Annotated in this window: 20 protein-coding genes; 12 read left to right on the top strand and 8 right to left on the bottom strand. The window is 40.2% G+C overall.

Features of this window, described 5'->3' with window-relative positions; translation table 11 throughout:
• Positions 1 to 232: 232 nt before the first annotated feature.
• Entirely contained in the window at positions 233 to 385 is a 153-nt protein-coding gene (locus tag WA1_RS58025; RefSeq protein WP_017741586.1) for a hypothetical protein, read from the top strand.
• A 70-nt stretch (positions 386 to 455) separates the two neighbouring features.
• Here the strand turns inward: WA1_RS58025 and WA1_RS03715 are convergent, their stop codons facing one another.
• The gene (locus WA1_RS03715; RefSeq protein WP_017741585.1) at positions 456 to 1,067 is read right to left on the bottom strand and encodes a hypothetical protein; all 612 of its coding nucleotides are present in this window, start codon (positions 1,065 to 1,067) and stop codon (positions 456 to 458) included.
• Positions 1,068 to 1,754: 687 nt separating this feature from the next.
• On the opposite strand from WA1_RS03715, the gene WA1_RS54600 reads away from it, so the two are divergent.
• The gene (locus WA1_RS54600) at positions 1,755 to 2,207 is read left to right on the top strand and encodes a hypothetical protein (RefSeq protein ID WP_148662606.1); all 453 of its coding nucleotides are present in this window, start codon (positions 1,755 to 1,757) and stop codon (positions 2,205 to 2,207) included.
• Between the two features lie 64 nt (positions 2,208 to 2,271).
• Here WA1_RS54600 and WA1_RS03710 read toward each other — a convergent pair whose 3' ends face one another.
• Positions 2,272 to 2,982, bottom strand: coding sequence for a diacylglycerol/polyprenol kinase family protein (locus WA1_RS03710; RefSeq protein ID WP_017741583.1), 711 nt, complete (start codon positions 2,980 to 2,982; stop codon positions 2,272 to 2,274).
• 61 nt (positions 2,983 to 3,043) lie between these two features.
• On the opposite strand from WA1_RS03710, the gene yidD reads away from it, so the two are divergent.
• A complete protein-coding gene (gene yidD, locus WA1_RS52230) occupies positions 3,044 to 3,268 on the top strand; it encodes a membrane protein insertion efficiency factor YidD (protein ID WP_081402831.1) in 225 nt (74 codons plus the stop codon).
• A 53-nt stretch (positions 3,269 to 3,321) separates the two neighbouring features.
• The gene (locus tag WA1_RS03705; RefSeq protein WP_017741582.1) at positions 3,322 to 4,029 is read left to right on the top strand and encodes a M15 family metallopeptidase; all 708 of its coding nucleotides are present in this window, start codon (positions 3,322 to 3,324) and stop codon (positions 4,027 to 4,029) included.
• Between the two features lie 203 nt (positions 4,030 to 4,232).
• On the opposite strand, the gene WA1_RS03700 is transcribed toward WA1_RS03705, so the two are convergent.
• Positions 4,233 to 4,706, bottom strand: coding sequence for a TspO/MBR family protein (locus tag WA1_RS03700; RefSeq protein WP_017741581.1), 474 nt, complete (start codon positions 4,704 to 4,706; stop codon positions 4,233 to 4,235).
• A 38-nt stretch (positions 4,707 to 4,744) separates the two neighbouring features.
• Here WA1_RS03700 and WA1_RS59330 point away from each other — a divergent pair, with 38 nt between their 5' ends.
• Entirely contained in the window at positions 4,745 to 4,873 is a 129-nt protein-coding gene (locus WA1_RS59330; protein WP_272819056.1) for a hypothetical protein, read from the top strand.
• Between the two features lie 26 nt (positions 4,874 to 4,899).
• On the opposite strand, the gene WA1_RS03695 is transcribed toward WA1_RS59330, so the two are convergent.
• From WA1_RS03695 to WA1_RS03685, 3 genes are all read right to left on the bottom strand, one after another.
• On the bottom strand, positions 4,900 to 5,373 hold the full coding sequence (locus tag WA1_RS03695; RefSeq protein ID WP_017741580.1) for a TspO/MBR family protein: 474 nt from the start codon (positions 5,371 to 5,373) through the stop codon (positions 4,900 to 4,902).
• Between the two features lie 203 nt (positions 5,374 to 5,576).
• Positions 5,577 to 5,804 (bottom strand): hypothetical protein, encoded by a 228-nt coding sequence (locus WA1_RS03690; RefSeq protein WP_017741579.1) that lies wholly within the window; start codon positions 5,802 to 5,804, stop codon positions 5,577 to 5,579.
• A gap of 260 nt (positions 5,805 to 6,064) precedes the next feature.
• Positions 6,065 to 6,526, bottom strand: coding sequence for a hypothetical protein (locus WA1_RS03685; RefSeq protein WP_017741578.1), 462 nt, complete (start codon positions 6,524 to 6,526; stop codon positions 6,065 to 6,067).
• A 298-nt stretch (positions 6,527 to 6,824) separates the two neighbouring features.
• Here WA1_RS03685 and WA1_RS03680 point away from each other — a divergent pair, with 298 nt between their 5' ends.
• The 7 genes from WA1_RS03680 (at position 6,825) to WA1_RS03640 (ending at position 17,149) form a co-directional block, all read left to right on the top strand.
• Positions 6,825 to 10,718, top strand: a complete 3,894-nt coding sequence (locus WA1_RS03680) for a WD40 domain-containing protein (protein ID WP_017741577.1) — start codon at positions 6,825 to 6,827, stop codon at positions 10,716 to 10,718.
• Positions 10,719 to 11,598: 880 nt separating this feature from the next.
• Positions 11,599 to 12,396: a radical SAM protein gene (locus WA1_RS03670; RefSeq protein ID WP_158516590.1), complete on the top strand. Its 798-nt coding sequence runs from the start codon at positions 11,599 to 11,601 to the stop codon at positions 12,394 to 12,396.
• Positions 12,397 to 12,782: 386 nt separating this feature from the next.
• Complete coding sequence (locus WA1_RS03660; protein ID WP_017741573.1) at positions 12,783 to 13,934, top strand: ABC transporter substrate-binding protein; 1,152 nt, start codon at positions 12,783 to 12,785, stop codon at positions 13,932 to 13,934.
• A 2-nt stretch (positions 13,935 to 13,936) separates the two neighbouring features.
• Entirely contained in the window at positions 13,937 to 14,794 is an 858-nt protein-coding gene (locus tag WA1_RS03655) for a branched-chain amino acid ABC transporter permease (RefSeq protein ID WP_017741572.1), read from the top strand.
• On the top strand, positions 14,794 to 15,729 hold the full coding sequence (locus WA1_RS03650; protein ID WP_017741571.1) for a branched-chain amino acid ABC transporter permease: 936 nt from the start codon (positions 14,794 to 14,796) through the stop codon (positions 15,727 to 15,729). The genes WA1_RS03655 and WA1_RS03650 overlap by 1 nt, the downstream gene beginning before the upstream one ends.
• Positions 15,674 to 16,441, top strand: coding sequence for an ABC transporter ATP-binding protein (locus WA1_RS03645; RefSeq protein ID WP_017741570.1), 768 nt, complete (start codon positions 15,674 to 15,676; stop codon positions 16,439 to 16,441). Before WA1_RS03650 ends, WA1_RS03645 begins: the two co-directional genes overlap by 56 nt.
• Positions 16,442 to 16,447: 6 nt before the next feature.
• On the top strand, positions 16,448 to 17,149 hold the full coding sequence (locus tag WA1_RS03640) for an ABC transporter ATP-binding protein (protein WP_017741569.1): 702 nt from the start codon (positions 16,448 to 16,450) through the stop codon (positions 17,147 to 17,149).
• A gap of 27 nt (positions 17,150 to 17,176) precedes the next feature.
• On the opposite strand, the gene WA1_RS03635 is transcribed toward WA1_RS03640, so the two are convergent.
• Positions 17,177 to 17,398 carry a hypothetical protein gene (locus tag WA1_RS03635; RefSeq protein WP_272819055.1) on the bottom strand — a complete coding sequence of 74 codons (222 nt, stop codon included), beginning with the start codon at positions 17,396 to 17,398 and terminating at the stop codon, positions 17,177 to 17,179.
• Positions 17,399 to 17,565: 167 nt separating this feature from the next.
• Positions 17,566 to 18,243 carry a response regulator gene (locus tag WA1_RS03630; RefSeq protein ID WP_017741567.1) on the bottom strand — a complete coding sequence of 226 codons (678 nt, stop codon included), beginning with the start codon at positions 18,241 to 18,243 and terminating at the stop codon, positions 17,566 to 17,568.
• Positions 18,244 to 18,281: the final 38 nt, after the last annotated feature.

The raw sequence follows: 18,281 nt of genomic DNA, 5'->3' as shown, positions 1-18,281 counted from the left end.
TTTTTAATAGTTGTATGTGGTAATAAAGAAAAAGATGAGCGCATTAAGGTAAGAGAAACTTATCCTTTCCCCTCAGCTTTACCCTTTTCGCAGCTTAACTATTGCAAACATCTATCTCTTATTGTTGCGGACAGTATAAATATATTTCTAATGAGAGACAAGCAAAAATCTGCCAACTACACTGGAGAGATATAACAATTCAAGCAATTACAAACAAGGGAGTATTGGTATTATGGCTATCTCCAAGATACTTGCCGATTTTACTCAGTTTGTTTCTGAAGCAGCAATGCGGATTTTTACTCCTACTAATGATGCATATCCAAATATTGGCATACAACCATTTACAGGTGAGGTTTATAAGCAAAAAACAGCCGAGCGTTGGTAATGGTTAGTAGTTAGTGGTTAGTGGTTAGTGGTTAGTGGTTAGTTGTTTTTCTACTAACCACTAACTATTTTTAACAATGATCCCATTCCAACTCAGCTAATAGAAACAAGCAGAAAAACATCACAGCGCCAGTCAATAAAAATTGCCAACCAGCTACATAAGGCAAAATCAAAATTCCTAATAGGTGAATAACACTTGTAAAGAGTAAGGTTCGCGAGTGTATTGCTAACCCAGTACACAAATATCCTAACGAGCACAAACCCAACCACATAGGGCATAAATTTAACAGTATTTCTCCCCAGCCTAAGAAAACGCCCAAATCAGTTAACACTACACCCAATAGCATCAACAGAACCCAGCAATATAATATCCAACAGACTTGTCTTTGCTTTACCCAATAGTGAGTCCAGTAAAGCATTCCTGCAATACCAAAAATGGAAAGTATAGACCACAAAATTGCCTGTAAATTCCAACTAACAGGTAAGAATTGGGCAGTGACAAACATTGGTACTATCAATAAACCCCAAAGTATAAAAGATTGGTCAAGACGGGTGTAAAAATTGGAATACAGTTGTATTTTGCCTATTTGCCAGTTAACTTGCCGAAACCCTTGTAAATGATAATTTTCTAAGGTAGCTTGTTTGCGGCGCAAAGGCGGCACAGAATTATTAAAAAAATTCATTTTATTTTTTGCAGAATAAAAAATTATTTTTTGAGCATCATATTGCCATATTTAGTCTTGAAATTTATTGAGCAGTGCTTTTATCTTAATCTCTTTCTAGGTATGGCTTCTGATTGGTTATATTCTCTCGGTTGTTAGATTTTTGTAATCTATTTTACATATAAGTAAGAAGAAATCATTTCTCATGATTAAAAGCTTCTTCTGATGAAATAGTTTTTAATATTGATAAATTAAAAATTGTTACAGAATCACAACATAAACTTGGTTAGAAACCAATACTGCAAGGGATACGATAATTGAGGTGTCAGAACCCCTGCTTCGCACTTATTTACTATATATCAGTCTATAAATACAGTTAGATTTTATTTGTATTGAAAAATACACGAGTGTTGTTTATCTTTTTGCTTCGCTCTTTCCAAGAAATCATTTACAGCCTGTCGCTAGCAGTGTTTAAAAGGGTTGATTTTGTTTATCTACAACAATGCAAACATTAACAAATAATAAAGATTATTGCAATAATAGAGTTGCGATCGCTAATAACTCTCCTTTGTCTGTCATGCGTGATAACCCATTTTTATAGGCTTTGCTTTCTCTTCAACTAAATACAAAGGATAGCTTCAGCCAAAACCTTGCAAAAGGGATTCCCAGGGGACAAAAAGGGAACAAAAAACTAGGAGCACCGAAAGAATGTTGTCCAAAAACAGTTATTTGCGGTTTGCAGTCAGTGCCTTAATATTGCTGAGTTGTTTGGGGTTTGAAACAGCCACAGCACAAACAAATAGAAGGATTAAAAACCAGCAACAGTCTTGTCAAACAGAGGCTGACACCAACGTGATGAATCTCCTCTCACCTGAAGCACAAAAATATTTATTAACTGAAGATAATTTAGAACCAGAAGGAGAACTCATACAAGCTAAACATTACCACTGTCGTAAAGTTCGTCATCGAAAAGTGCGGCATTACAGAGTGCATCATCGTCGGGGTTACCGTTGCCCGTGTCCTGTCTACCATCATCGCCCCGTTCATTATCCCCGAAAGGTGTATCACTATCACTATCATCACTACAGGGTGCATCCACGTAAGGGATATCGTCACGGGGTTCCGCGTCACGGGAATTTTTATCGGCAATACAGATACTAAATGTTAGTGGTTTAGTAGGGGCGCAATGCAAGAGCGCCCGTACAGTAGTTAGTGGGTAGAACGACTAACCACTACCCACTAACCAAGTATTTAAAAAGAAAGCGACTGCGGCACTACCCAAAGGAACTGTCAAATTGTCAATCCCAAACATTGAAACAACTTCCAAGCCAGTAGCCACTAAGGCAACTGCCAAAGAAACCAACCAAGTTTGCCAGACATTACCTTGTACGCTAAGTAAGATTGAACTACCGATCAGATAGCTAACAGCAGTCACTGTTAGAGAGCCTTCCAAACTTTTTTGTCTCCCCAAAACTTTGTATTTGTGCTTGCCAAATCGCTGACCAACAAGTGCTGCTAGTCCATCACCCCATGTCATCACTAAGACTCCCAAGACTGCATAGTGGGGTTGCTGTATCGACCAGAAGCAAGCAATAAGAATACCAATACTGGCAGAATAGAAAAAAGTTCCGAGACTTTTGCGCCCAACGCTATCAATACCGGGGAGTATAGGAAATCGGTAAGACAATAAGGTGGCTGCACTCGCTACAATCGAAGCGGTAATGCCCACACTGGCTGGAATACGCAGCCACCAAGCAACTAAGATTATGTTCCCAGTCCCAATATGTACGATCTTTCTTACAACTTCAGGGTCTTTATCTTCAAGGCGATTGACCCGCCATGCAATCAGAAGCATGAAGAACACCCAAATTGCCGCAATGGCAATTTGTAGGTAAACAGGAGGGATTGATTCTAAACCAGGTAATGAATTTAGCAAAGATAAAACAAGATAAAAACTTTAACCTTTAACTACCACTTTATTAGATTTGAGCAACATAATGAAATTATTACTAATTTTGCCGATTCGGTTTTACCGAATGTTTATTTCACCCATGTTTCCTCCAAGCTGTCGCTTTCAACCGACTTGTTCAATGTATGCTCTCCAAGCTATTGAACGATTTGGAGTCTGGCGAGGTAGTTGGTTGGCGATTAGGCGTATTTTACGTTGCCATCCATTTCATCCAGGCGGCTACGATCCTGTACCGGAGGACAGTGACCAGTGACCAGTGACCAGTGACCAGTGACCAGTGACCAGTGACCAGTGACCAGTGTTAAGATGCGAGCGTATCATAAAGTATTGATTATTGAGTGTGGTGAGCCGTTAGTAGAGATTCCTTTGGAACTGTTGGCTGTGGAATCTCCCCATCCTTATGAAAGGTTGGGTGCTCCTTATGGCAAAGTCTCACCTTATTTTCTCCGTAAAAGCGTTGTTGATAGCTTGATAGTTGCTCAGAACTATCTTCAGCAAATTCGTCCTAACTGGCTTATCCAAATTTTTGATGCCTACCGCCCCGTACAGGTACAGCAGTTTATGGTGAATTATGCTTTTTCTCAAGCCTTGGAGATGAGAGGGCTGAGTGAGGCTGAATTATCACCAAATCAACTCCAGGAGATTTGGGAGGCGGTTTATAAAATTTGGGCTGAACCCAGTTTGGACGAAAAAACTCCTCCTCCTCACAGTACGGGGGCTGCTGTTGATATCACATTGGTGGATGCTACAGGCGCAATTGTCGATATGGGGTCGCCTATTGACGAGATGTCAGAGCGATCGCATCCGTTGCATTTTGTCAACGCTAACGATTTACAGGCGCAACAGTATCACGCTCATCGACAACTTCTCTGTAGTGTTATGGAAAAAGCAGGATTCAAGCGCAATCCCAGAGAGTGGTGGCATTTTTCCTTGGGCGATCAGATGTGGGCTTGGCTAAATAATGAAGCGAATCCCGACAATCCGTTCAATGCACGTTTTGGACGTTTATTTTAGAACCTTACTACTAACGATGACAGGCAAGATGCCTGTCCTACGGTACCACCTATTGTACGGGCGCAAGGCCGCCGCGCCTTAACGATGACAGGCAAGATGCCTGTCCTACGGTACCGACCACTGTAAGGGCGCAATGACTTGTGCCTACAGCACCAACAACTGTAGGGGCGCAAGGCCGCCGCGCCCTTACTAACCACCAACTCTCAAGCATCTTGAGGATTCAGTTGAATTAACTCTTCTGTAGTATAAGTTCCTACTGGACTCCAGATTAGATACGGAACGAGCAGTAACGCCGCCAGTTTAGATATTGGTACAACAGCAATTGTAAGCAACACGCCAAGAATAACGCCAATTGACCCAATGATTTCTCCTATTCTTAAGCTCCGCCACCTTAGCATGACTGGAATGTAAGACACAGTCAGGATTTCCAACAGGAGAAACAGACCCATAAAAATCCAACTTCTCAAAATGCCTGGGCTATGCTGCCAAACAATATTAGCAGAAGCCGCACCACAAATAAAAATAACAGTCCAAATGAGGGGAATAAGTGGTTCAAAGACTAACCAACGCGGGCGAGTTAACCGTGCAAACCACTTGACATCACGAGGTGTTATGAAAAAACTCCCAACTGCAATTAAAAAAGTGACAGCCCCGATTACCATCCAAGATTGAATCATTGTGGTATACCTTATTTGTCAAGCCACACAAGGCAATTGTGGCAATTGAGTACATAATTTTAATCAGTCGTAAGTTTGAATTGTTAGTGGTTAGTGATGTAGGACAGGCGTCTCGCCTGTCATCGTTAGTGGTTAGTGGCTACCAACAACTAACAACTAACAACTAACAACTAACAACTAACAACTATCTAACTTACGCATCTTTTGGATTAAGCTGTATCATTTTCCAAGTGGTATACGTACCAATGGGACTCCAAAGTAAATAGGGAACAATGAGCAGTGATGCCCAACCAGAGACGGATAAAACTGCTAGTGCTAATATAATTCCTTCAATAAAACCCGTACCGCCAATAATCGTACCCGCTTTTAAACTGCGGAGTCGAAGCATAACTGGGTTATAAGCGACTGTAAGAATTTCTAAGAGGAGATATAAAACCATGAGCAACCAAGTTTTAGTTGTTCCTGGATTTTTTTCCCAAACAATATAAGCTGACCAAGCACCACAAATAAATACTACAGTCCAGATAACTGGGATTGCTGCCTCAAAAGTAAGCCATCTCGGTCTTTGCAATCGCTTAAACCATTTAACATCATCGGGAGTAATGATGTTAGAAGCTAATGCAACCAAGAATGCCACTCCGCCAATCACCATCCAGGATTTAATCATCCTTCACCCTTTGCGAGGCTCGCATATAAGATTTCTGAGTTCAATTTTGTCAAGTTTTAGGCAAATAACTCATCAATCTTGAGTTTGATAAAGGGAGTTGGGAGTTGGGAGTTGGGAGTGGGGAGTGGGGAGTGGGAATTGGGTATAAGCGATATTATTTCCCCCTTGTCCTCCTTGTCCCTCTAGCCCCTAACCCCTAACCCCTAACGTAGAGACTCTAGGAAAGCTGTCACAATCATCAAGCACAACAAGAGAATTGCCAACTTACCAAACCAAGTCCCCACAAAGGGTAACATTATTGTGACAATACTTGAACCTCCAAAACTCACTGATACAAGGCAAACGATCGCAAACCCAAAGACTGCTAACAGGAAATACTTGAAAAATTTAACAGTCAATTTGAACAAAGGGCTGTACTGATTTGTTGTCATGGTTATGCACTCCAATGGTTTTTGTTGATAACATATATTCTGTTGACAAAAACTCAATTGCACGGTTGCTACAGTCTCTTTAGTGAAAACGCACTGATAAACAGGACGGAAACACAAGAATGACAGGCGCGTAGAATCTAAATTCTGTTGCACCTGCCAGGAATGGTAACCACCCTCAAAGCTAGGTTATATCTTGGATTTTTTTATTAATTTGAGCCATCCTTGTAACAAGGATTGAAGCTTCACATTTGAACTATTTTCTAACTAGCGAGAAATTTAGTTTCAACAAACATCCTCCGACGAACAGTTTCTCCAACGAGTACGCGAACCCGACCTGTATTGTTGATACATTCACTTCGTATCGTCAATCTGCCACTCACAGAACTTTTCATGGAGTTGTTTGCAAAACCGTTAGCAGAACTTTTCCAAGTTCTTAACAGTTCGTTCTCTATAAACCCAAATACTTCACAAACGTCCGTTGGATAGCAAGATTGCCTCTTCAGCAGGGGACGATAAACCTGAATGTGCTCGCAGTTCATATAAAAACTAACATTTTGCCAACCTTCAATCGAGCCACTAATCGCACCGTTCTTGATGACATCACTACAAATCACAACCACACCATTTCCTCCCCCTCGCCAAGTCATATTTATTAAAATTTCTTCACAACAATAATTGATGACTTTCTCGGGTGTGTCGAGCTTGGCTGGAGAGGGATGCATATTGTAGACCTCAAACACCTATCTTTTTTTAAAGATATCTTAAAGATATCTGAGTAATTTTGCCCTGTCAAGTAGGTATTAAGTCAACTTAGCTTAAAGTTATGTCTTTAAAAAAGGGAGTGGGGAGATGAGGAGATGGGGAGATGAGGAGAATTCTACCTCCTCACCCCCTCACCCCTACTCCCAACTCCCTACTCCCCACTCCCTACTTCTAAGAAAACTTAACTTTTATTAAAAGAGTTTCAAGCTAAGTTAGTTTATTCTTGTATATTGGTCGAACCGCATTCGGGTGAAAGCTATGCAAGCAGACCATATCCCCCAAGAAGTGCTGAACTTTATTGAAGAAGCAGTATTGGCTGAGCGCAATCGCGCCCTAAGTGAGGGTGAAAAATTTGTGCTCAGTGGAATCTGGCAGGGAAAAACTTATGAAGATATGGCAAAGTCAAGCGAGTATAAACTCTCTTATCTGATGCAATCTGCGGGTCCAAAGCTGCTGAAACTTTTAAGTCGAGTTCTCAACTCTAGCTTGAACAAGACCAACTTTCGAGTGGCAATTGAGGTGAGATTCAAGCAGTTGCATCCAAACGCTGATGCATTGTTGGCTTTACAAACCATGTCTCAACAGTCAACCGAGCTAGACCAAAATATTCCTAAAACTCCCCAAAACCATTTTGACGAAACTCTAGATGTCTCAGACTTAGTGTTTGTTGGGCGTAAAGATGAACTTAAAGAGATTGGAGAATACGCTCTAGACAAGCAAACAAAACTAACCATTGTCAAGGGTCCTGGTGGTATTGGGAAAAGTTCCCTTGTGTATCGGTTTGCTAACGAACAAGCCAATTTAAATAAAGACAACTGCGAATTTATCGCAATTATCTTTAAATCTTTGCGCCGCCCCAAAAAGCTAAACGAATTTATTTCTGAACTGCTCAGCACTTGCTTTTCTCTACAAATACCAGATACAGAACTAGATGAAGTCAAAGCCTTAGAGCAGTTAATTTCTCAACTCATTCAGTACTTGCGATCGTTTCGCTGTTTGCTGATTCTGGACGACTTCCAAACAGTTTTTAAATCCAAAGGTTTGGTGGGTGAATACGATATTAAGCAATACGGTGACTACGGCAAACTCGTAGAACAGCTTGCTGGGGCAGGACATAACAGTCATATTATAATTACCTGTCGGGAATTTCCTCTTAAGGAAACTGATAATGAGTTGATTAAACGTCCAATTCGCTCTATTGATTTACGAGGGTTGAAATCCGATGAAGTACAAACTATTCTGTCCAAGCGAAACTTACAGCCATCTCCCGATCAACTAAAACAGCTAACTGACAAATTGGGCGGTAGCCCTTTAGGAATTCGTCTGGTTGCAGCAGATATTCAGTCAAGATATGACGGCAGTGTTTCCCGTTATTTAGAAGATATCAAAGTTTCTGATGATTTGGGTATTCGGGTTCAAGAGTTAATCGAGAATTTGACTCAACCAGAACAGGAATTACTATACCGAATTGCTAGTTACGGTAGGGCAGTTGCTTATTCTGAATTGCCAGAAGATATTCTTTCAGAGAACTTGTTGGCACGTCTCAAAGCATACATCGACTCTTTGAAAGGGCGATCGCTTCTGGATCTAGATAGTCGCAGACGCTACCTTGTCCACCCTGTTATTGCTGAGGGTAGTCGGGCATTAGTCATTAAAGACGTGTTGCAAGACATTCACAATCAGCATTTTGACGAGCTGGATGCACTCATCTTAGTTAAAGCCACAGCAGAAGAGCAGGATCGCCAAGAACAAATTCGTTCAGTCCTAGAACCCTTACAAGCTAGACTCAAAGAAGTTTTCAAAACCAACCAAGATTTAGCAGATCACCTCAAACAATGCATTGCAACACTGCAAGTCGATCCCGAACGATGGTGTGGCTATACAACCGGAAATCTCTTTAACCTGCTTTGTGGGCTTCAAATTGATATTGAAGGTTGGGATTTCTCTGAACTCACAATTCGGCAGGCAAATTTCAAAGGGGTCAACCTACGCTACACCAACTTTGAAAATACCACATTAGTTGACTGCCTTCTCCCTGAAGGATTGGGATGTCCGGATACCATTGCCTTCAGTCCAAAAGAAGAAAAGATTGCCGTAGGGGATGCTGATGGCAAAGTGAGGCTGTGGCGATTTGATGGTACGAGTTGGCAGTTCGATCGCGCTTTTGAACGAGAGCATACAGGTTGGGTGTGGTCACTCGCATTTAGCCCAGATGGCGAACTCCTTGCAAGTGGTGGCGACGATGGTATAGTTCGGCTTTGGCGAGTCAACGGTAAGAAGAATCGCAGCTTTTTGCTCCCTTTAGAACATAGCGGTGCAGTAAAATCCGTTGGGTTTAGTGCCAACTTTTACTGTGGTAGTCGAGGTAATGACCGTGGATTCATAGCTGCTACAAATGACGAAGGAATGGTCAAGCTGTGGGATGCAAGTGTTGGATTTGAAGAAATAACAGATTTGCACTTGAAAAATCTTCGCGGAATTCGTCTTGCCTTTTGTCCCAAGCAAACTCAAAGGCAATTGTTTGCAGCCGCTTCCAATGAGGGGAACGTACAACTGTGGTCTTGTCACAACAACCAATTAGAGTGCCAATGGGAATTAAGCTTACACACTTGTGCCATCTATGCCTTAGCATTTAGTCCCAATGGAAAAATTTTAGCAACAGGTACAGCGAATGGTTCCCTGAGACTTTGGCAAGTAGAAACAGGCGAACAAATTCAGTTGCTCGAACATCAAAACGATGACATATTGAGCCATGACGATGCCATATGGGCTGTTAGTTTTAGTCACAATGGTGACTTACTTGCCAGTGCAAGTTATGACGGCACTGTTATCTTGTGGGATTTGGTAGATGGAAGAGCAGTGCAACAAATGAAAGCACATAAAGGCAAAGTCTTAGGTGTTGCATTTAACCAAACATCTCGCAATCTAGAACACATCCTCGTCAGTGCGAGCGATGACAAAACGGTAAAAAGTTGGAAAATTGAATCCAGCCCGAATGGGGAGAAAAGATGGCGGGTACAGCCAACTCATGTTTTTGAAGGGCTCACTAGTTGGGTATGGAACCTAGCCTTTAGCCCTGATGGAAAAACGTTAGCACTTGCTTGTGACGATGGGCAAATTCCCCTACTGCAAATTCAACAGAAATCAGCTAATCAATATTGTTTGGAACGAATCAAAGTCTTGCGAGGAGACTTTACCAGAACTTGGACAGTGGCATTTAGCCCTAACGGTCAAGTCTTAGCATCTGGCGGATCGGATAACCAGGTCAAGCTCTGGGATCTAGCGACAGGAACTCAAGTCGATATTCTTAAAGAGCATACTGACCCTGTGAGATCGGTAGCGTTTAGTCCAGATAATCGAGTCCTTGCAAGTACTAGTGCAGACTATACAGTAGTTCTCTGGGATTTGCGGGAACTGGATGAATATTTGGAAACTTACCGTAGAAACTTGCAAGAAGGGAACTGGCGAAAACTTGAGGGAATTGTTGAGGCGATCGCTACTTTAACCGAGCATGATGGTCAAGTGTGGTCTTCTACATTTAGTCATGACAATCGAATCCTGGCAAGCGCGGGTGAAGATGGCAAAATTGTACTGCGGAAATTCAATAACGGTACGGATGATATTTTTAAGCTATTTGCACCTCCAAGCCGTAACCCTGAGATTGCCATCAATATTCTCGAAGGTCATGAAGATAAGATCTGGTCACTCGCATTTAATCCCGATGATAGGTTATTAGCAAGTGCAAGTTCTGATCGCACCATCAAGTTTTGGGATGTTCAAACTTCCAAGTGCATTGCTTCACTGGAAGGTCACACCGATCAAGTACATTCTGTTGTCTTCAGTCCTGACGGTAAATTTCTCGTGAGTGGAGGAAATGATGGGGCGATTAACCTTTGGGACGTTCGACAAACCAAGTTAATTAAGACCTTTTCTAAAAAACACGATCACTGGATTTGGTCAATTGCTTGGAACACTCAATATTCACTCATTGCCAGTGGCTCTCATGATGAAACAGTCATTCTATGGGACACCAAAGGAAATGAAGTTTCCAAATTTATCAATCAACCCTTTGCTGGAATGAATATTCGGGGTATAAAAGCTTTGCCTGAAGAAAAATATAGGTTTTTGGATCTGGGAGCAATTGAACAGTGACCAGTGAATTTTGTACTTAAAAGGAGGGGATTTGAATCATTAATCAATTTCTAGTTTTTCATAAATAAATAACTACTCCTATCCCGCTCGAAGATTATTTAATTAAATAAACCGCAAAGACGCAAAGTACACGAAGAAAGAGGAGAAGAAGATCGGTAATTTTATGGGATAAAGGGAGTTTGCAAGTACTTTATACCGATTTATAAATAAGACTTTGAAATCAATGAAAATAAATAAAAAAAATCAATAAATAGCAGAATCAAAACTAACACAAAATCTAGAAACCCGGTTTCTTTGAGAAACCGGGTTTCTGAAAATGTTGATTGCAAATGAGACGATTCGTTAAGGCTTGTAATCCGGATTTCAAATGTTACAAATACCTGAGATACAACGTCTTTATTTGCTATGCCAATTATTTGATTGAATTGGAGTGAATTATAAATTTTTTGTATAGTTCTATAGGACTATATTCTGTTTTTGGAAATATACGTAGGTAAGAATAAAGCCCGCCACATAAGGCTTTTGATAGACTTTCTCCCTATCTACAGTACTACTGTTCTTTAAAAAAATTATCAAGTATTTATAATTACTAGTCTCTTTAATGATAAAGTAAAGTTTGTTCTTTAAACCTGACTTTTCACAGTATGTGGAAAAAGTCATTTTGAGGGTTTCGACAAGCCCTCATTTGTCGTTAGCTATTTTCAATAATTATCCTCTCTTGAGAATAAAAATGTTGAAAAAGTAACGCTGTATCATAGTTGGAAAAATTTTCGTAAAAAATCAGGGTTTTTATCTGCCTCTTTCATGATAAAGGGAATTTTTTTCATTATCTAAAAGGGTGTGGTGTGTCCTATTTAAACAATATAAAAGGAGTCTTGCTGTGTCTCATTTGAATCTGGAAATCTCGCGGAAATGCAATCAGAACTGCTTCTATTGCTTTAATAGTTCAAGCATCTCGGAAAGAACAGGGATTGTTTCTTTTGAAAACTGGCAAACAATCTTAGGAATGATGCATGAATCTGGCTTAAAAAGCGTTCACATTACAGGTGGTGAACCTTTCATGTGGTCAAAAACAGTTGACTTACTCGACTACGCTCAAAACATTGGATTAGATACCAGCATTCTCAGCAACGGTTTCCAGATTCAAAGCTTGGCTAAAACCCATACAGAAGTACTAAGAAAATTAAAAGTCGCACAAATCAGTTTGGATACAACGAATCCAACTATGCATGATTCTCGTCGCGGTAGTGAAGGAGCATGGCAACAAGCGATGGATGCGATCGCAGCTTTGAGAGAACTCAATGTTTCTGTAGAAATTAGTTGCGTTGTTGACGATGAAAATGTTAGCGAATTATTAGCTGTTGGGAATTTTGCAAAGTCTATTGGCGCAAGCTTAATTGTTCGCCCTTTAGTCAGCATAGGTAGAGCGAGCACAAATCAAATCTCTTATTTATTCCAAAAGCGCTTAGAAAAATCTCTACTTGAATTAAAGCAAGCAAACGTCAATGTTATATGCGATCGCTTCAACTACGTTCCTGTAACAGAAAGCATTGACGAACATAATTGGCAGCAAGATATTTTCACAATTGAACCTGACGGGCGCTTTCGAGGTAGTAAAGGATTTGTTTATGGTAATTCAAGTATTACCAATGCTCTGGAACTACTTCAAGTTAGCTAAGGGAACTGCAAGAAATAAATTACCTTATATTGTGGGACGGGTGTCCCTACCCGTTCTCTATGAGTGGCAGGGACGCACGCACCACAATAAATTCTGGGATATTTTGTATTTAAAGGTCTCTAATCATAGAAAAATCTCACAACCCAATATGAATATTGCTCTTCCCTACTCTCTATTTTTGTGGCAAAGTTATTTTATACAAGCAAAGAATAATTTTAAGGGTCTTAAACTGTCGTCTGCTTTTCATGTGCCTTCGCAGGCTAAGAACTAGTCCTTGCCTTGCGGACTTAGTTTGTATAGCCACGATTTCCAATCGTAGGCGCGTTTCCAAATGGGGATGCTCCCTATGAAACCACCTTGCTACTCCCTATTTTTAGGACAGTACTATGAAACGTCGTCTTTTGATACGAACAATCCTTTTTAGTTCGAGTGTCCTTCTGGTTACGGTAACATCTTGCACTTCTATTAACAATCAATCCTCCTCTTATCAACCTCCAGAAATCAAGATAGGAGTGTTATTTCCATTAACTGGCGATGCTGCATCCTATGGTGAAAAAGGGAAAAAGGCTATCGAGCTGGCGATGGAAGAAATTAACGCAAAAGAGGTGAAGAAAGCCAAGGCAATTTTTGAGGACTCGCGAGCAGAACCCAAAACAGGTGTGACAGCAACGCAAAAACTGATTGATGTGGATAAAGTTCCAGTGATTGTAGGAGATATTGTTAGTGCTGTAACACTTGCGATCGCACCGATAGCAGAAAAAAACCAGGTTGTTGTTCTTGCTCCTACTTCTTCTGCTCCAGCAATTACAAATGCAGGCGAATATATTTACCGCATTTGGCCAAGCGATTTAGTTGAGGGAACTAGGATTGCTGAACTAGCTACTCAAAGAGGTTTTAAAAGTGTTGCCATTCTCCATTTAAATAATGACTACGGACTGGCGATCGCAAATATTTTTCAAAAAACCTTTGAGCAAAAAGGTGGTCATGTTATTTTGAAGGAAGGCTATCTTGACAAAGCAACTGATTTCCGCCCTGTATTATCTAAAGTCGCCAGTCTTAAACCCAATGTAGTTTATGTAGCTGGCTACTTTGCTGATACTGCTCGTATTTTAAAGCAATCTCGTGAGTTAGGAATTCAATCTCAATTCTTAGGGACAACAGCTATTGAAGATGATGAGTTCATTAAACTAGCTGGGAACGCAGCCGAGGGGATTACTTATCCTTTGGCAACTGGGTTCGATCCCACAATTATCAAAAATCCTAAAGTTGACAATTTTGTCAATTCTTTTGAGAAAAAGTATAAATACAAACCAGGTTGGGTAGAAGGACATTCTTATGATGCTTTTATGATGGCATATCAAGCGGCGAACAGCAGTGATGGTCAAGTCACCGGAACAAGTATCAAGAACTACTTTAGTACTAGGAAAAGTTACGAAGGTGTTACCGGAAAGATTGTATTTGATAAAAATGGAGATGTTGTCAAACCTGTAGTTTTTAAAACGATTCAAAAAGGTAAGTTTGTAGCTATAGGGAAGTAAGCATGACTCAAATTATAGTTAATATAACGATCGCAACGGGAGTTACAACCTTAATAGCTCTTGGATTTGCACTTATCTATCAAACAACACACTTTTTCGATTTTGCCTACGGTATTGTTCTAACTTCTGGTGCGTATTTTACATTTTTGTTTAAGGAGTGGTTGCATTTTCCCCTCATTATCTCAGGCATTATTGCTGTAATACTAAGTGCATTGCTTGGATGTCTCATAGATTTTTTTATTTATCGACGATTGAGAAAGCAAGGAGCAACGTCTTTGATTCTCTTGCTTGCGTCTCTCGGAACGTATACTGTTTTGCAGAATGTTATTTCTGTGACTTTTGGTGATACCACGAGAACAATTCGATCTGGTGTTATAGAGGAAGGAATCAGTTTTTTTGATGCTCGAATCACTTCTATTCAAATTGCGATTGTTTGCGTTAGTCTCGTGCTTGTCATTGCTGTGGCGCTTTTTTTAAAAAAAACGAGAACAGGACAGGCAATTCGAGCTGTTGCCAACGATCCCCAACTAGCTGAAATTGCTGGAATTGAGAGCAATCGAATAATTGGAGTAACCTTTGCGCTTGGTTCTGCTCTAGCAGGAGTCGCAGGTATTTTAATTTCTTTTGATATTGATATGACTCCAACCATGGGTATGAATTTCATGATGGCAGGTGTTGTTGCTGCGATCGTAGGTGGTTTAGGGAGAATTTCTGGCTCTCTACTAGGAGCTTTGTTTCTCAGCACTGCTCAGAATGTAGGAGCCTCATTCATCGGTTTTCAATGGCAAGAAACAATCGCGTTCATTCTCTTGTTGGCGTTTCTTCTCCTGAAACCACAAGGATTTTTAGGTAAAAGCTAATGCAATACCTTATTCATATCGGTATACTTATCGGAATTTATACTATCCTTGCTGTCTCCTTAAATCTTGTAGCAGGATATACAGGATTGCTTTCTATTGCTCATGCAGCTTTTTACGGTATTGGAGCTTACACCTTAGCGCTCATGGCTTTAAACTTGAACACTCCTTTCTGGATAAATTGTTTAAGTGCTACTGCTCTGACAGGATTCATAGGGATTATAGTAGGTATACCTGCTCTTCAAACTCGTGGTGACTACTTCACAATTGCCACCTTTGGTTTTCAGGTTATTATTTTCAATATTTTCAATAACTGGGTAGATTTAACACGCGGACCAATGGGATTAACAGGAATCCCTCAACCCACTTTATGGGACTGGCAAATTTCTACTCCTTTAGATTTTCTGTTGCTAACATATGCTGTTTGTATTCCAGTTTTAGGGATAGTTTACCGAATTGTTCACTCACCATTTGGGAGAGTTCTGAAAGCCATTCGTGAAGATGAAATCTTTGCAGTCTCACTGGGAAAAAATGTTTTTGCTTACAAGATCACCATTTTTGTAGTAGGAGCAATGATAGCAGCAGTTGCTGGCTGTTTGTATGCCAGTTACGTTACCTTCATCGATCCTACAAGCTTCACAGTGACAGAATCCATTTTTATTATTTCCATTGTGATTGTTGGTGGTGCTGGTAATTTGTGGGGTTCAATTGTTGGTGCAACATTTCTCATTGCCTTACCTGAACTGCTAAGGTTTTTGGGCTTACCAACTACTTTAGCTGCAAATATTCGTCAAATCTTTTACGGAAGCCTCTTAATAGCTTTTATGCTTTGGCGACCGCAAGGTTTGTTAGGAGAATTTTTCTTGCAAACGAGGGAAAGATATGACAAAATTAAAATCAAATTTTTTAGTATTAGAAAAAGTATCAAAGAGCTTTGATGGGTTGAAAGTTCTGAATGAGATTTCATGTAGCATTAGAGCAGGGGAAATTGTTGGTTTACTTGGTCTAAATGGATCGGGCAAAACTACACTTTTCAATGTAATGACAAATCTGCTTCGTGCTGATAGTGGGAAAGTGATTTTTCGCGAGCGCAACTTACACCAATTTTCTCCTCATGAAATTGCAAAAATTGGGATTACCAGAACATTTCAAGACTTGAGGTTAATTCGGCGTTTGACTGTATTGGAAAATGTATTGCTTTCATTTAAGCATCAACCAGGTGAAAAACTTACGAACTTATTTCTGAACTGGAAAAAATCTGAAAATCGAGAAATTAAACATTCTCAAATTTCCCAGAAAATACTAAATAATGTAGGATTAGCAGACAAATCCAATACTTTAGCTGAAGACCTTTCTTACGGTCAGCAAAAGCTTTTAAGTATTGTTTGCTGCTTGGCAACAGGTGCAGATTTGCTACTACTAGATGAACCAATAGCTGGAGTCTCGCCTGCAGCGATAGAGCAAATTATTCCACTTATTAAAGACTTACCGCGACAAAATAAATCTGCTGTGTTAATCGAGCACAATCCAGATGTCGTGAAAGAGATATGCGATCGCGTCTTCTTTTTAGATGCTGGCTCTCTCATCATTCAAGGTACACCAGAGCAAGTCTATAACAATTCTAAAGTTATTGAAGCTTACCTACGTTAAAAATTTATGTTAACTCTCAAGTCCTTAGAAACAGGTTATGGCAAAAAGCAAATTCTTTTTGGTGTATCCATTAGCGTAGAATTGGGTGAAATTGTTGCTATTATTGGACCAAACGGATCTGGTAAGTCTACAACACTAAAAGCTATCTATGGTTTAACTCCTATTTGGAATGGAGAAGTTGTTTTCAACAACAAACGACTCAATGGTTTACACCCAGCTCAAATGACAACTTGTAGACTTGCATTTGCGCCACAAGGAAGCCGAGTGTTTAATGAACTTACTGTTTTAGAAAATTTGAGGATCGGCGGACACCATTTATCCCCTGTGAGATTCAAACAACGAACTGAGACTGTTTTAGATATTTTTCCAGCATTAAGAGAAAGAACATACCACAAAGCAGGTAAACTTAGTGGTGGACAGCAGCAGATGTTAGCAATAGCTCGTGCGCTTATCCCCAATCCACAATTTTTAATGTTGGATGAGCCGTCGTTGGGATTAGCGCCGACAGTATTAAGTATGTTATTCGAGAAGATCGTCGAAATCAACCAGATCTTTGGCACCACTATTTTAGTTGTAGAACAACGAGTTCGGGAAGTATTAGAAATTTGCGATCGCGTTTATTCATTAAAACTGGGGAAAGTTTCGTTTGAAGGAAGCCCCAAAGAACTTCAGGAAAATCAACAAAAACTAAAAGAGTTATTTTTTTAACATTGGTCACTGGTCACTGATTACTGGTCACTGTTCTAAAAAATTCGTGACTTTAAAACTTGATGTTCCCTCCCAGCAATGGTTCAAAAATGCATTGACTCTAGCATCGGGAGAATTGGTAGATACCTTTGACGCATTTAACTGTACTGCTGTAACTACGTACTCAAAAATAATGACAAATTGTTTGTTTGGTGACATTCTCTCCACCACGATTGTGTGACCGACTTGTGGAATTTGAGGTAAATTCACAGTAAATGTCTCAATCTTGGGTGTCTCTAATGGATTTTTGAAGTTGAAATATTTACAGTAAACAAGTATTTCCACTGTAAAGACCATCAGTAGTGTGTCAATAGAAGAGCGTACTAGAATAAGAGGCTTGGCTTGATTTTTCGAGAAATTGAGAAGTTCCCCGGAAATCAAACAAGCCCAGAACGCAAAGCCACAACGGCTGCTTGTACGCGGTCATCAACAGAAAGTTTATTCATAATTCCGCGAACGTGAGTTTTGATAGTGTTGGGACTGAGATAAAGTTTTTCAGCAATCTCTGGATTGCTATATCCTTCTACCATCAGCGTCAACACTTCTAACTCGCGCTGAGATAGATTGGCTGTATTTCCACTAGCAGTAGGTGGTTTAAGATTTTCAATAACTCGTCTAGCAATTTGGGGATCGAGGTAAGTTGCTCCTTCAACAGCAGCTGCGATCGCACTTAACAACCGTTCCACACTTGCTCCTTTGATACAATATGCATCTGCACCACTGGATAAAGCAGCAACAATTTCTGTGTCTGTTTTGTGAGACGTTAGCATCACGACATGAGTTTCTGGAAGTGCTGCTTTTATTTGCTGTGTTGCTGCAATTCCATCTAAACGTGGCAAACCAATGTCCATAACTACCAAATCTGGTTTGAGTTTGAGTGCTGCTTGCACGCCCAAATAACCATCTTCCGCCTGTCCGACAATTTCTAATTGGGGATGAGCCATGAGTGATTGTTCGAGTCCGAGTTGCATCATTGGGTCATCTTCCACAATGAGAACTCGTACCGGAGAAGCATCGGCTGGCAAATTTAGGAGAAAGGTACTTTCTAAAGACATTGTTAGTTGTTAGTTGTTAGTTGTTAGGTGCTAATTGT

Origin of the sequence: Scytonema hofmannii PCC 7110 (assembly GCF_000346485.2) — a bacterium.
Taxonomy (GTDB): Bacteria; Cyanobacteriota; Cyanobacteriia; order Cyanobacteriales; family Nostocaceae; genus Scytonema; species Scytonema hofmannii.
This window is presented reverse-complemented; position numbering and strand designations above follow the sequence as displayed.

What these genes read in the sequence shown, in the direction of transcription:
- WA1_RS54600 (WP_148662606.1), top strand. Translation starts at nt 1,755, where the DNA reads ATGTTGTCCAAAAACAGTTATTTGCGGTTTGCAGTCAGTGCCTTAATA.
- WA1_RS03650 (WP_017741571.1), top strand. Translation starts at nt 14,794, where the DNA reads ATGCAATACCTTATTCATATCGGTATACTTATCGGAATTTATACTATC.
- WA1_RS03655 (WP_017741572.1), top strand. Translation starts at nt 13,937, where the DNA reads ATGACTCAAATTATAGTTAATATAACGATCGCAACGGGAGTTACAACC.
- WA1_RS03690 (WP_017741579.1), bottom strand. Translation starts at nt 5,804, where the DNA reads ATGACAACAAATCAGTACAGCCCTTTGTTCAAATTGACTGTTAAATTT.
- yidD (WP_081402831.1), top strand. Translation starts at nt 3,044, where the DNA reads ATGAAATTATTACTAATTTTGCCGATTCGGTTTTACCGAATGTTTATT.
- WA1_RS03680 (WP_017741577.1), top strand. Translation starts at nt 6,825, where the DNA reads ATGCAAGCAGACCATATCCCCCAAGAAGTGCTGAACTTTATTGAAGAA.
- WA1_RS03645 (WP_017741570.1), top strand. Translation starts at nt 15,674, where the DNA reads ATGACAAAATTAAAATCAAATTTTTTAGTATTAGAAAAAGTATCAAAG.
- WA1_RS03705 (WP_017741582.1), top strand. Translation starts at nt 3,322, where the DNA reads ATGCGAGCGTATCATAAAGTATTGATTATTGAGTGTGGTGAGCCGTTA.
- WA1_RS03695 (WP_017741580.1), bottom strand. Translation starts at nt 5,373, where the DNA reads ATGATTAAATCCTGGATGGTGATTGGCGGAGTGGCATTCTTGGTTGCA.
- WA1_RS03700 (WP_017741581.1), bottom strand. Translation starts at nt 4,706, where the DNA reads ATGATTCAATCTTGGATGGTAATCGGGGCTGTCACTTTTTTAATTGCA.
- WA1_RS03660 (WP_017741573.1), top strand. Translation starts at nt 12,783, where the DNA reads ATGAAACGTCGTCTTTTGATACGAACAATCCTTTTTAGTTCGAGTGTC.
- WA1_RS03630 (WP_017741567.1), bottom strand. Translation starts at nt 18,243, where the DNA reads ATGTCTTTAGAAAGTACCTTTCTCCTAAATTTGCCAGCCGATGCTTCT.
- WA1_RS03715 (WP_017741585.1), bottom strand. Translation starts at nt 1,067, where the DNA reads ATGAATTTTTTTAATAATTCTGTGCCGCCTTTGCGCCGCAAACAAGCT.
- WA1_RS03640 (WP_017741569.1), top strand. Translation starts at nt 16,448, where the DNA reads ATGTTAACTCTCAAGTCCTTAGAAACAGGTTATGGCAAAAAGCAAATT.
- WA1_RS58025 (WP_017741586.1), top strand. Translation starts at nt 233, where the DNA reads ATGGCTATCTCCAAGATACTTGCCGATTTTACTCAGTTTGTTTCTGAA.
- WA1_RS03685 (WP_017741578.1), bottom strand. Translation starts at nt 6,526, where the DNA reads ATGCATCCCTCTCCAGCCAAGCTCGACACACCCGAGAAAGTCATCAAT.